Source organism: Marinilabilia salmonicolor JCM 21150 (genome assembly GCF_000259075.1).
Taxonomy (GTDB): Bacteria; Bacteroidota; Bacteroidia; order Bacteroidales; family Marinilabiliaceae; genus Marinilabilia; species Marinilabilia salmonicolor.
On the sequence record NZ_AJKI01000002.1, the window covers coordinates 549,320 to 562,704 of the forward strand.

Sequence of the window (13,385 nt, forward strand, 5' to 3'; positions counted from 1 at the left end):
CATTCAAATTAACCACGAAAGGGAATGAATGTTAAGCAGGATTTCTTATTTTTGTAATGCTTAAAAAATTAATGCGTCACTGAAGCCTCTTTCTGAACAAAACCACCAATTTTAACAGAGCAAGAGAGGCCAGAAAGTGAACGCACCTGACATGGGTGTGTTCCTTTCGCTCTATATTGATTGCTCTGGGTGCTTGGTGGTACCTGTTCGGGTCTTTATAAGCGGGGGTTCACACCCACCTTGTTTTATGGGTGTGAATACTAAAAAAGCACTCATATGAAAAAAAGAAAAATCATTCACGAGGAGGATTTACATCCTTTTATCTGCTACATGCCATTAGACGAAGCACTTTGCCTTCTGGAAGATTACATCAAAGCGGATCTCACCGACGAACAAATCTACAAAAAGTATGACATGGAGGACCTTATCGGGGAGGAACCTCTTAAACACCTGGTTCCGGACTTTCAATATGAAGGAGACGTTTGTCCTACATGTAAAAAACCTATTTACCATCGGGTCAAGCACAGCCGGGAAATTGAAAGCCTTTTTTGCCCAGATTGTGAAGAACCGCCAAATGCTTTAGCTATTAATGCTTATTTGAATTTATTCTTTTCCAATAATTCATAATGTCCAAATATTCAAACGAAACAACCACTTAATCATTAATCTATTATGAAAATTCAAACCAAATTAACCCTTGTCTTAGTTACATTTATTTTTACATTTTCGACGAATGCCCAGAATTTTGAAAAAAGCAAAGATCCATTCACTGCCATTGATGGAAAAACCTATCATATTGGGGATACAGTAATTCTCTGCACTGCTGCCGACTATGGAAATACTTTTCATCATTTCTACATGGGCAAAAATTTGACTCCCATAAGAGCATATTACACAGCAGAAACATTTAATAAAGGTGATGAAATTGATTATCGGTTTTCAGCGCATATCATCAAACAATTCCGGAAATACGATGATGGGAGAACTATTGCATTAACAAATAAAATGTTTGGTTATGGTATTGATTTAAATGGAGCTTTACAGACGGGAGAAGTTGCTTGTCCTGATTATCTGGACTATTGGGCTGATACAACCCGGTTTTTCCTTAAAAAGAAGGCATTTTTGGGAGCTCTAAAGACACTTGATGTCATAGATATAAATACAACCAAAGAATACGCGTACAGGTTTGATAGAAAGACTTACAAAGCAAACTTTCAGGATGAATTTTCATTCCATTCATTTTTGTCAAAAAAGAAAGAGGAGTTAGAAAAAGAATTATCTGAATTTGATGAAGAGAAACTTTATGTTTTGCCCGTAAAGCTTGAATTTGGAAGTTATGATTTTGACAATAACTCATTTCCCATAGTGTGGGATGGTAATATGATGCCTTTACTAAGAGATCAGACAGAGAACCTAATAGTTAGTGACGTCAATAGTGAGGGAATTGATTTGATGGATCTGAATGTGTTTCTTGAAAACAAGGATGATTTCACCAGTTTTAAGTTACATCCCACTAAAGCCAAAATCCTGGTTGATTACCGCAAGTCTTCAACCGGAAGTATCGACCGGACTATTTATGCCGGGGTATGGATAAAAATAAAGCGGATGGCCGGAGATAAATTTTATGCTGATTATGATATAGCTGATAAGTCAAAAAGCTTTCTGATTTGTGAAGTGCAACGCATGGATCTTTTTGAAGATGATACATACTTATACCGCTATTTGAGCACGGTCAGGGAATAATAATCATCTGAAGGCCCGGCCTTTAACTTATTGATTTCTATAAAGGGAGGCATTGGTCTCCCTTTTTTCTTTTAAAAAAGAATTTGGTTTACAATAGTGGGTTTTAAATTCCAGGCGTTGTAAACCGGGTGTAAACTTTTATTTAGCAGGAAATCAGGGATTTAGGCCTTTGAGTTTACAGGTTTACAAGTTTACAGACAAAAAATGGGGTATATGGGGAGAAAATCTTTTTTGCGTAAAAAAGGGTGGGTTGATCAATCTTTAAAATGTGGTAATTTTATCGAAAAGGATTAATTTGCTACCCAAATTACATAAGATTGAATGATTGCTTTTTTAAAAACGTTTTTCAATAAGAATGATGATTTCAGAATTCGCTATCAATCCACTATCGCATAAAAACGAAAAAGCCTGACAATCAACTTGTCAGGCTTTTTCTGAGTACCCAGGGCCGGGATCGAACCGGCACGATATTGCTATCACTGGTGTTTGAGACCAGCGCGTCTACCAATTCCGCCACCTGGGCATTGCTGGTTGCAAAATCATTGTTTTGCGGGTGCAAATATAAAACATTCCTTTGGTGTTGCAAACAAAATTTCCGGAATTAATTGATTACTTTTTATGGTTAAAATGAAAAACATCGGCAATGTGGTATTTATTGCGCTTTTTTAATGCTTCGATAGTGTTCTGAAACAGATAAAGGAATGACTGCTGATGGTCAGTCCTGCTGCCTGCCTCCCAAGAGCTAACAGCCATGAGCTAACAGCTAACACCCATTCTGTTTTTCTTATATGGTTTAATCCTTTTTTGTGCTTCAATTACCCTTATCTTTGCACACCCAAAGGAATTATTCGAAGCTGATGAGTACACTGATAAAAACTTCCGGAATTATATTGGATCATGTGTTGTATCGTGAGACCAGCGCCATTATTCATATTTACACCCGGGAGTTGGGGCGTCAGAATTATATTGTGAATGGTGTTCGGGGCAATCGGAAAAGCCGGAAGACAGTTTTGCTTCAACCCCTGAACCGTTTAAAACTGGAGGTCTATCATTCGCCAAAGAAAGATCTTCACCGGATTAAAGAGTTTTATTTGGATCGCCCTCTGGTCAACGTACCCTATTATCAGAGCACTCGTGCTCAGGCCTTTTTTTTGGTGGAAATTTTATCCAAAATCCTGGTAATGCAGGATCCGGCATTAGAACTTTATGATTTTCTGGATCATTCAGTGGATTTATTGGATTCTGAAGTAGAAGGAGTCGAAAATATTCATCTCTTTATTTTGTTTCGACTCACGCATTTTCTGGGCTTTTATCCCAACCATAATGTTATTGGGAGTCGCTATTGGTTCGATTTGAAAAACGGAGATTTCACTGGTCATGAACCTGCCCATCCTCTATTTCTTAATCCCGGGAAAGCCGCACTTTTTAATCGGTTGTTCGATGTTGATGTTTTTACGCTGAAAGAGATTGCAAAAAATGCCTCTGAAAGAAATGTAATTCTAAATTCACTACTCGATTTCTATCGGCTTCACACCAATAGTTTTGGTTCGTTAAAATCCCTCGAGGTGCTGCAAAGCATGTTTCATCAGTAGATAATTTGTCTAAGTTGTTGGTCTGATGGAATTTGTATAGCTGATTATATACATTCTCTTGTGCTTCCGCTATTGTTTCAGTGACACGCGGCTTGAGACAATCGTTTCCATGCTCGTTTCATTCGTTTAAAATTTTGTAATTATCTGATAAAAAACTAATTAAAAATTTGAGAACAAATGGAACCGCTTCGCTCTCGCATAATATTTTTTAAACATGTTCTCTTGTGATTTATGTTTAAAAAATATCATGCTCGTTTCATTAGTACATGACGCATGGTTTTTTCGGTCTTTTTTTATGAATAGAGCCGGTTAGTTCTCCAGTAGGGCAGGTGGTCAATTAAATAGGGCTTTCTGTCAAATATAGGTTGATATTATATCAAAAATAGTAGCTATTTGTAAGATTAGAGAAGAGTCTGATAAGGAGGTGTTTGCTGACAGTCATGATTCAGCGTATTGGGCGTAAGTTGTTGTTTAGCACTTGTTTAAGGGTGTTTTTCACGGGCGAGGTTCTATGTGAATTAAAAGATGCATTTTTGCATCTATTATTAGTATATTTGGTTAAACAGACTTTGAAAACTATTTTTTATCATGATAGCTCCCAAGCTTATTACCCTTGAGAACAGTATTGTAAATGCAATGAGTGAGTTGGGCGATAGCCACAATGCGATAAATATGGCCACTGGCTATACTGATTTTCATTGTTCTCCAAGGCTAATCGATCTTGTACAAAAGCACATTTCGGAAGGAATTAATGAGTTTGCTCCGGCTTATGGGGTTATGAGTCTGAGAGAACGGGTATCCGAAAAAATTGAGAATCTGTATGGTCACAGGTACAATCCGGAGACAGAAATTACCATTACTGCCGGTGCAACTCAAGCCATATTTACAATCGTAACTGCACTTATTCGTGAGGGGGATGAGGTAGTGATTTTTGAACCTGCCTATGACAGCTACGTGCCTGCAATAGAAATAAACGGTGGAAAACCGGTTTTTGTGCCGCTTAAAGGCAATGATTTTAGAATCGATTGGGAAGAGGTTCAGAAGCTGATTACTGCTAATACACGCATGATTATCATTAATTCGCCGCATAATCCTACCGGAATGGTTTTCTCTGAGTTGGATATGCTTCGTTTGCAGAAGATCATCAACGGAACCCGAATAACAGTTCTTTCCGATGAGATTTTTGAGCACATGGTTTTCAATGGCGATTCGCATCAGAGTGTGGCACTATATCCGAAACTTGCCGAGCGAAGTGTAATCATCAGTTCCTTTGGGGAAACTTATCACGTGTCGGGGTGGCAGATTGGTTATTGTGCCGGTCCGGCGGATGTGATGCACGAATTAAGAAAGGTCCAGCGGGTTATGATGCAGAGTGTGTCATCACCCTTTCAGTGGGCCCTTTCAGAATTTCTGGAATACAAAGAAGAGTATCTTCAACTGGCTGCTTTTTACAAAGAGAAGCGTGATCGTTTCAATGAGTTGATGGCAGCAACCAGATTTAAACCCATCGTTTCACATGGGACTTTTTTCCAGCTTTTTAGTTATGATGATATTTCAGGCCAAAGTGATAAGGAGTTTGCCATCCGGCTCGTAAAAGAAGCAGGAGTGACCACAGTCCCGGTAAGTGCTTTCTATCACGAAAAATCGAAAAAACATTTGTTGCGGTTTAATTTTGCGCGTACTGATGAAAACCTACAGGAAGTGGCAAGGCGATTGTCGTCATATTAATCTTATAACCTGATTGCTTAAAAAAAGACTCCCGGAAGCATAAATTCCGGGAGTCTTTTTTCTATCGGCTTATTTTCAAATTTCTTAATGCTCCGTTTAAAGCATTGTCTTTGTGGCCAATGTATTCAAGTGGTAAAATAAATGTGTTGAAACGAGCTGTTTCCGGATATTTGTTTCGGGTTGGTCCTTCAATTTTTTCTCCGTCAAAAAATAGCTTTAGGGTGCGTCCTTTGGCAATAAGCTTGATTTTTATCCACTGATCTTCAGGGGCAGTGTAATTGAAGGAATAATCAAAGCCGTCTCGTGAGAAACCTACCTGGCCCGTTTTGTTCTGAACTATTTTGAAAGAACCTGTATGGGACGAGAAAAGGACTTGTTCCTGTTTTGAATCCTCGTTTACTTTAACTTCAAATTCAGCAATATAATCCGGCCCTATATTTTTTACCAGTTGAGGTTTTACATAGCTTTTTTCTCCTTTCAGATGGAGGACATTTTTTTTGATTTCTGCGTTTTGCAGCATAATTCAAATTTAATAAATAATGTCCGTTTACCTCAAGAAGAAGCTTTCAGGTCATAGATGAAGAAAGGAACTGGAAAATGACCTTTTTAATTACGAATGATTTTTCTATTTTTGCACCCGAACTCAGGCTCCATAGTTCAAGGGATAGAACAAGAGTTTCCTAAACTCTAGATACAGGTTCGAGTCCTGTTGGGGCTACAAGGCACTCTGATTATCAGGGTGCTTTTGTTTTTTGACACCAAGTGTTGTACTCCCATATTACCTGAGAAATCTTTTTTTAGTAAGAGGTCTATAGGAATCCATAGAGTATTGAGTGTGGATTTTTTATTTACAAAGGTCATGTACCAATGAATTTCATCTCGAAGAGTGATCAGAATCCCCCATAATTAATTATCTTAGGGTTGGAATTAATGAACAGACTTCAAAAAGACATATTATCTTTAAATCAGGGCGAAACCGTTTATGGCCCGGCTCCACATAAACCAGTTCTTTTGTTGGCTGTTATTGATATGTTTGAAAGTAATGAGATCTTTCAAAACTGGATAGAGCCGACTGAAGCATTGGTTGTTCGGTTTCGCAGCATTTGGTCCACATTAGTTCAGACGAATCATTCACCTACTTTTGCTCTTCCATTTTTTCACTTAAAAAATGAGAAAAGCAGAATCTGGGAGTTAATTCCATTTCCTGGGAGAAGTATCCCGTTGACTCGTAGTAATTCTATTAAAAGTTATAAGGCGTTAAGGGACTCTGTGGCAGCAGCGCGTTTGTCCGGCTCTCTGTTTAAGGCGATTTCTCATCCTGTTGAGCGGGAGGTGCTTAAAGGATTAATTCTTAACCGTTACTTCCCGGAAACCAGAAATGTACAATATCATAAATCTCCCTACGAAGCTAATATCAGGAAGGAGATGGTTTATGACGGTTCAGAGAATTATGCCCGAAAAATAAAGAAGAAACTTAAGGAATTACCCAAAGACCTAAAGGAGCAAGAAGTTATTGTACGAAGCTATATTTTCCGCAATGCCATTCTAGAAATCTATAATAAACGTTGTGCCATAAGTGGCTTGCAGATTGATTTTAAGGGTAAAGCTGGCCTTATTGATGCCTGCCATATTAGGCCTTTTGCAGAATCCTTCGACGATACTATTCGTAACGGTATTGCGTTATCTCCGCATTTACACCGAGCCTTTGACCAGGGTATGATTGCCCTGTCGGACGACTATACTGTTTTGCTGCATAGGCAAGTGAAGGATTTGAGTTCCGGTTGCAGCATTAAGCAATTTAAAAATAAAAGAATAGCACTGCCTGGGAATGTCGAATATTATCCGGATTTGGGGAAAATAGAAGAGCATAGAAAAAGGTTTGGATTCTGAAATCTATTTTCAGCAATAGTTTTCCTGATTGCTCACCTTCATTGTCAACATCCCGAATCCAACCTTCAATCATGGTTGCATCAATCTCCGATTTTCCATTTGGCTATATAGCGTTACTTTTTGTTTTAATCCCTTTCATCAAATACCAGCCAATAAAATTGCATAAAAATGTGCAAAAGTTTAAAAATATGATAATTTTGAATTTTCAAGAGAGTTATAAATACTATTTAGTTGCTTTTCTTTTTTTTAATGTAGAACCCTATGCCCCGAATAAGCTTTTTTCATATTTTTCTTTTTCTCTTTTTTAGTATTGGTTTTTTTGCGCGGGCGCAGGTTGTTCGTTATGACACTAAAGTGAAAATTATTAAGGGTCGGAAGATTATCGAAAAAAGCTTCTTAATTAACATCAATTCCAGAGATGATCTACATCTTGCGGATATAGAAATTGAGGTCCAAAACTCCCAGGAATTCAAATTGTTGGAAGCTTCTGCTCTTGATTCTCATGGAGAGCAGGTCCGAAAACTAAAGAAGCGGGACATAAAAACCCGAAGCAATCTCTCTTATGAAAGTTTCTTCAATGATGATGTGGTAAAGGAGTTTGAGCTTTTCTGGAACGATTTTCCTTATCAAATAAAATATGCCTACCGGATTGTTGAATATAAATTTGTATCAGTAGCTAACTGGTATCCTCTTGTGGACAAAGATGTTTCTGTTCAAAGGGCTTCACTTCAAGTAGTAGTCCCTTCTGATTATCCGCTTTCTATGGATTTTTCAGATCTGCTCCAATATAAGGTGACTGAGAACGAGGATGTGAAAACGATGGTTTGGGAGATCCGGGATTATAGAAAGCCTGAAAAGGAAATGTTTGCCCCCCATGTACTCGAAACTATCCCCCATGTCTCTGTTTTTCCGCAATATTTTAAGTATGGTGTTGAAGGGCGGGCCGATTCCTGGGCTTCGTTTGGAGCGTGGTTCGATTCACTGAATGAGGGTTCTCTTATGTTGACGGTAAGAGAAAAGATGATTGTTGATAAATTGCTTGAAGATATTCATGATAAAAAAGAAATCGTGAAAACGCTCTATCATTATCTACAGGATAATGTCAGGTATGTCAATGTTCGTCTTGATATTGGTGGATTGAAATCCTTTCCGGCACAGTATGTTTGCCAAAAAAAGTATGGCGATTGCAAAGCACTTACCACCTATATGAAGGCATTGTTAAATTATGTCGGCATTGCATCTAATTATGTGCTTGTCCGTGGTGGTTTTGATGTTCCGAGGATTAACAAAAAACTCCCCGCCCAACAGTTTAACCATGTTTTTCTGGCTGTCCCAACGGGAAATGACACTCTTTGGCTGGAAAACACATCCGGTACTGTTCCTTTTAATTATGTGGGCTCATCCTTGCAAAACAGGAAAGCATTGTTCGTAGATGAAGATTGCAGCAAACTGGTTGACCTTCCGGCGATGACTCTTGATGATGTTTATGAAGAAAGGGTTTTTGAGTTCCGTTTGGACGAAGGAGGGAATGGAGCAATAACCATAGACCAGGAGTTTAGGGGAAGCACATTTGAAATGTACAGATATCTTCAGAAGTCATTAAATCTTCAGGAACAGGAGCGGAAAATAAAAAATGGTCTCAATACGACCTATTTGGAACTAAAAAGCTTTTCTTTTCTCTCATCTGACAGGGATGACCATCAGCTTAATATTCTTGTGGAAGCGTCCGGTAAAAACCTTTACCGACAGGTGGCGAATATGAAAATCATCCATCCGCCTGTCCTGCAGATTTCCACGCCTGAAAAGCCGGATAAGAGAAGAAATCCCATCCGTGTTCACATTCCGGTTCACAAATCCGATTCCATCATTTACAATCTGGCCATCCCTGATCACTGGGAGGTGCAACTTCCTCCTGACACATCGTTGGATACACCATTTGGGAAATACGAAACACGCTATCTGAAAGAGAATAAAAAACTTGTTGTAGTCAATAAGTTTCAACTGTTTCAGGGAGAGTATCCTGTTAAAGATTATGAGGCGTTTTACTCTTTCTTTAGCGAAATTGATAAAACAGGCCATCAGGCAGGAATTATCATAAGCATTCAATGACCGTTTGTATGCAGAGGAGATTTTTTATTCATCATTCAGCCGTTTGAATAGAATCTTTATTACAAACCTCAAACAATAATTTTTTTGATAAAAAACTAAACCCATGAAGCATTACCTCTTTATTTTCTTTCTGGTCATTACTCAACTGACCGGAGCACAGAATTTTTCCAGGAAATTTTGCGAGATTTCTGATGCTGAAATGAATTTAACCCGTTATGATAAAGCCCCGGATGCCGGAGCGGTTGTCCTTTATGATAAGGGGGAGTCGTGCTTTATTGACGAACACTATGATTACAACATTCGTTTTACCAGAACTAAACGAATAAAAATATTTGATAAGTCTGAGTTAAATCAGGCTGAGATTTCTATCCCATTTTATGTTGATGGACAGGGGAAAACTGAAACTGTGGAATCAATTGAAGCATATACCTATAATAAGGTAAATGGGAAGATAATCCGTACCCCGGTTAAAGAGTCTGATATCTTTGAGGAGCGCATAAATGAGTGGTGGCGGAGAAAAAAGTTCGTCTTTCCTGATGTTCAGGAAGGTTCTGTTTTGGAAATGAGGTATGTGGTGGAATCACCGTTTCTTTTTAACCTTCCCGACTGGAATTTCCAGGATAAAATTCCAACGATTTTCAGCCAATATGAAGTTCGAATTATACCTTTCTACGAATATGTGTTCAATCTTCAGGGGGCCGGTTCTTTTGATATGCAAACATCCAGAGTGTCCAGTGAAAAGAGAATCTGGGGTGACCTTACAGAGCATTTGGGTGGAACAACAGGAAATGGCGTGGAGTATAATGAGAATATTCATACTTTCTGCATGCGAAATGTACCTGCCTTTAAAGATGAGTCTTTCATCACCTCTATAAATGATTACATTATCAAGCTTGATTTTCAGCTTTCCAAGGTTTATTATCCCAGTGGCGGGGATAATGAAATTATGACAACCTGGCCCAAGTTGAATAAAGCACTGCTCGATCATGATAAATTTGGAAAGTACATTAAACGATGTAGTCGCTTTGCCAAAAGGACCCTGAAAAATTCAATAGATCTTGAGGGACAAACCGAAACTCAAAAAATAAAATCGCTCATACAATATGTGAAGGATAATTATTCATGGAACAGCTACAATGCTAAGTTTGCTTCCAAATCCCCGGCTGATTTTGTCAAACAGAAGTCAGGGAACTCAGCCGAAATAAATCTATTTCTTCTGGCACTTTTCAAAGCTGCTGATATTGATGCTAAGCCGGTAATCCTGAGTACCCGGAAAAACGGAAAGATTCATGTCGATTACCCCTTTGATAAAGATTTTAATTATGTTGTTGTGATGGCTGGCCGGGAGAAACCAATATTGGTTGATGCCACCAATGTTTTCCTGCCTTTCTTTAAAATACCTGTACGTTGCATTAATGAAACCGGACTGGTTGTTGAAAAAGATGAGGTAAACTGGGTGGAATTAAAAGATCCGGTTCTTTCATCCAAAAAGTATCAGATTACCATTCGTCCTAACCCCGAAACGCTAAAGGCTGCTACAAGAATTTCATCTTTTTACGATGGCTATGAAGCCATGCTGATTAAGGATGAATTTGAGGACGATTCTACCTCTATCAGGGATTTTCTCTTGACAAAAGATATATCACAGATACATGCTGTTCGGACAAGAAATTATGAAAAGCCGGAGGATCCTTATCTGATTTTTGTTGAGGGCGAAATGGATATTGAGAAGATAGGAGACAAAATTGTATTTTCCCCATTTCTTGAACTGGCAATGAATGAGAACAAACTCCGGCAAAAGACGCGCGATTATCCTGTTGATTTGATATATGCCAGGGAGGAATCATTCACGGTGACCATTCTTATTCCTGAAGGTTTTGAAGTGGAGGATTTACCCGACAATTTAAATATCTCTGATGACCTGGCCGATATTCAGTTGAATTACAGGGAAAATGAGAAAAAGAAGATTCTTGTTGCCGGAAAATATATTCTGAAGAAAGCAGTTTACAGTCCCAATGAATATTCTAAAGTAAAAAGACATTTCAGTACGATTGTAAGACGGTTTAATGATGATATAGTAATTAGCAGTGTTCTTTAAATTGATGTTTTCACAAAGCCGCTAAATTTGATTGGTGGCTTTGATTGTTTAAGGGGGGGTGGTTTCTATGCTTTTTGCATAAAACGTTACATCTAATTTAGGGTTTCACCTTATAAGGCAACGTAAAATAAAAGACAGAACCTTTTCCAACTTCACTCTCTACCCCTATTTTGCCACCAAGCATTTCCACATATGCTTTAGAGATCGACAATCCCAGTCCCGCGCCTTGCTGATCTACGTTGTGGTGGTCTGATCCCTGAAAAAATCTTTCAAAGATGGTATTGAGTCGTTCTTTTGGTATTCCAATACCTGAGTCTTTGACATAAATTTTCAATGTTTCGCCTGATTTTGAATAACCAATTTCGATGGTTCCTTTGTCGCTGTATTTGATGGCATTTTTCACAAAGTTGGTCAATATGGCATATACTTTATCACCATCAGTTTGAATGACTACTTCCTTTGTGGCAAGTGGCTTTTTTATGGAAAGCGTCATTGCTTTAGATTCAACTTCAGGTTTAAAAAAAGTATAGGTGTATTCTATTAATTCATTGATATTTGACTCTCTGATGTTGACAGTATTGAGGCCTGCTTCTATTTTCGAAATATCAATAATGTCGTTGATAATATTGAGCATTCGGTTTCCACTTTTTTCAATCAGCGCAAGGTAGTCCTGTTGTTGGTTCCCTGCCAGTTCAGGCTCTTTCAGGATATCCACAAATCCGAGTATTCCGTTCATGGGGGTGCGGATTTCATGGCTCATGTTTGCGAGGAAAGAAGATTTTAGTCGGTCGCTCTCTTCGGCTTTTTCTTTGGCTGTCATCAGTTCATTGTTGGCAGCTTGTAGTTCTTCATTCTTCTCTTTTAGCAATTGTTCAACTTTTTTTCGTTCCGAAACATTGTGGTAGTTACCCAGAAAACCGTTGATGTCAGTGTCGTGTATAAGATTTACAAGGGTAATTTCTATCCAGACATACTTCCCGTCTTTTCGCATGAATCGGACTTCGGTTGTTCCTTTTGCATTTGGTTCTTTGGAGAGGTTTTGAAGAAATTGTTTACCGGCTGCCAAATCTTCGGGATGAACATGATCCCAGGAACTCTTACCCACAAGTTCCTCCTGATTCCATCCAAAAAGACTGGTTATATTAGGGCTTTTATACTGATTGACCCCGTTCTTATCGATAATCACAATCACATCTCCGATATTGGAGACCATTTTGTTTTTTATCGCTTCACTTGTGCGAAGCGCTTTCTCTGTTCTTTTGCGTTGAGTAATGTCAAGTGCGGTAAAGGTGACTCCTTTGGAATAATCATTGACGTCAATGGGAGTAGAAGCTAATAGCACGTTGATGATTGAACCATCCTTCCTTAGCCAGCGTGTTTCTACACCTCCGGTCCCCTTATCCCTGATCTGTCTGTACTTTTCTTTTCCCACAAAATCGTAGTCTGATTGTGTCGGATACAGGATGCGTGTATCTTTATCAATCAGCTCATCCATGCTGTAGCCGGTCATTTCACAGATGCAGGGATTTATCTTTTTAATTTTCCGGTGGGTCACGATTCCTATCCCTGTAGGAGCTACACGATAAATGCTGCGCATTTTTTCATCGCTCTCTTCCGAGATACGTCGTGTTTTTATCAGTTCCTCATTGGCTTCTTTCAGCTCTTGAATGGTTGCCAGGTATTCCTGATTAATAGCACGATATTTTTTTGCGCTTTTAATCAGTTTTTGAATTATATCAGTACTTTCTTCTTTTGGGAGGGATTCCATAAGCGCCAGATCCAGTTCCAGTGCTTTTTTGAAATGACACAACAGTTTTTCCTCTTCATGACTGAAAACTCTTTCCTTATTGTCAAGGACACAGATGGTGCCGAATGGCTGCTGATCCGGGAAATTGACAGGCAACCCCAGGTATGCAATCATTCCAAGTTTAATATCCGGATTTTTATCCCAGTTTTTATCTTTCAGTGTATTCTGAATGTGAAGTTTCTTTTGTGTTTTTATTACCGTTTCGCAATACAATCCATGCCAATGGTCTTTGTCTCCTGGATTATATGGATTTTCGGCAGATTGGCTGGAAATGAATACTTCCATCATCTCGTTTTCTGTTCTCATGATTAAAGCAGCCGGAATGTTTATGATTCCTGCAACTAAATCTGCGATCTCCTGCCACTTTTTCAGAAAAGAATCCGGTATATTGGTCAATGAAAATTTTGTCATAATTGTA

The 13,385-nt window shown here is 38.6% G+C and carries 9 protein-coding genes and 2 tRNA genes; 8 read left to right on the forward strand and 3 right to left on the reverse strand.

The annotated features are described in order from the left end of the window. Positions 1 to 276 precede the first annotated feature (276 nt). Together W7W_RS0103055 and W7W_RS0103060 are read left to right on the forward strand one after the other, a co-directional pair. Positions 277 to 627 (forward strand): hypothetical protein, encoded by a 351-nt coding sequence (locus W7W_RS0103055; RefSeq protein ID WP_010662383.1) that lies wholly within the window; start codon positions 277 to 279, stop codon positions 625 to 627. Positions 628 to 672: 45 nt separating this feature from the next. Next, entirely contained in the window at positions 673 to 1,743 is a 1,071-nt protein-coding gene (locus W7W_RS0103060; protein ID WP_010662384.1) for a DUF4852 domain-containing protein, read from the forward strand. 439 nt (positions 1,744 to 2,182) lie between these two features. On the opposite strand, the gene W7W_RS0103070 is transcribed toward W7W_RS0103060, so the two are convergent. Further along, positions 2,183 to 2,266: transfer RNA gene (locus W7W_RS0103070), tRNA-Leu, on the reverse strand. A gap of 334 nt (positions 2,267 to 2,600) precedes the next feature. Between W7W_RS0103070 and recO the strand changes: the two genes are divergently transcribed. Next, entirely contained in the window at positions 2,601 to 3,335 is a 735-nt protein-coding gene (gene recO, locus W7W_RS0103080) for a DNA repair protein RecO (protein ID WP_010662385.1), read from the forward strand. Positions 3,336 to 3,923: 588 nt separating this feature from the next. Continuing rightward, complete coding sequence (locus W7W_RS0103085) at positions 3,924 to 5,063, forward strand: methionine aminotransferase (RefSeq protein WP_010662386.1); 1,140 nt, start codon at positions 3,924 to 3,926, stop codon at positions 5,061 to 5,063. Between the two features lie 61 nt (positions 5,064 to 5,124). Here W7W_RS0103085 and W7W_RS0103090 read toward each other — a convergent pair whose 3' ends face one another. Continuing rightward, positions 5,125 to 5,583 (reverse strand): LamG-like jellyroll fold domain-containing protein, encoded by a 459-nt coding sequence (locus W7W_RS0103090; RefSeq protein WP_010662387.1) that lies wholly within the window; start codon positions 5,581 to 5,583, stop codon positions 5,125 to 5,127. 126 nt (positions 5,584 to 5,709) lie between these two features. Here W7W_RS0103090 and W7W_RS0103095 point away from each other — a divergent pair. From W7W_RS0103095 to W7W_RS0103115, 4 genes are all read left to right on the forward strand, one after another. Next, positions 5,710 to 5,781, forward strand: a tRNA-Arg gene (locus W7W_RS0103095). Between the two features lie 212 nt (positions 5,782 to 5,993). Then, positions 5,994 to 6,953: an HNH endonuclease gene (locus W7W_RS0103100; RefSeq protein ID WP_010662388.1), complete on the forward strand. Its 960-nt coding sequence runs from the start codon at positions 5,994 to 5,996 to the stop codon at positions 6,951 to 6,953. A 261-nt stretch (positions 6,954 to 7,214) separates the two neighbouring features. Next, positions 7,215 to 9,062, forward strand: coding sequence for a DUF3857 domain-containing protein (locus W7W_RS0103110; protein ID WP_010662390.1), 1,848 nt, complete (start codon positions 7,215 to 7,217; stop codon positions 9,060 to 9,062). 103 nt (positions 9,063 to 9,165) lie between these two features. After that, complete coding sequence (locus W7W_RS0103115) at positions 9,166 to 11,160, forward strand: DUF3857 domain-containing protein (RefSeq protein WP_010662391.1); 1,995 nt, start codon at positions 9,166 to 9,168, stop codon at positions 11,158 to 11,160. 97 nt (positions 11,161 to 11,257) lie between these two features. Here the strand turns inward: W7W_RS0103115 and W7W_RS22740 are convergent, their stop codons facing one another. Further along, complete coding sequence (locus tag W7W_RS22740) at positions 11,258 to 13,378, reverse strand: PAS domain S-box protein (RefSeq protein WP_010662392.1); 2,121 nt, start codon at positions 13,376 to 13,378, stop codon at positions 11,258 to 11,260. Positions 13,379 to 13,385: the final 7 nt, after the last annotated feature.

Coding starts and splice junctions, on each gene's coding strand:
- W7W_RS0103055 (WP_010662383.1), top strand. CDS start 277: ATGAAAAAAAGAAAAATCATTCACGAGGAGGATTTACATCCTTTTATC.
- W7W_RS0103060 (WP_010662384.1), top strand. CDS start 673: ATGAAAATTCAAACCAAATTAACCCTTGTCTTAGTTACATTTATTTTT.
- recO (WP_010662385.1), top strand. CDS start 2,601: ATGAGTACACTGATAAAAACTTCCGGAATTATATTGGATCATGTGTTG.
- W7W_RS0103085 (WP_010662386.1), top strand. CDS start 3,924: ATGATAGCTCCCAAGCTTATTACCCTTGAGAACAGTATTGTAAATGCA.
- W7W_RS0103090 (WP_010662387.1), bottom strand. CDS start 5,583: ATGCTGCAAAACGCAGAAATCAAAAAAAATGTCCTCCATCTGAAAGGA.
- W7W_RS0103100 (WP_010662388.1), top strand. CDS start 5,994: ATGAACAGACTTCAAAAAGACATATTATCTTTAAATCAGGGCGAAACC.
- W7W_RS0103110 (WP_010662390.1), top strand. CDS start 7,215: ATGCCCCGAATAAGCTTTTTTCATATTTTTCTTTTTCTCTTTTTTAGT.
- W7W_RS0103115 (WP_010662391.1), top strand. CDS start 9,166: ATGAAGCATTACCTCTTTATTTTCTTTCTGGTCATTACTCAACTGACC.
- W7W_RS22740 (WP_010662392.1), bottom strand. CDS start 13,378: ATGACAAAATTTTCATTGACCAATATACCGGATTCTTTTCTGAAAAAG.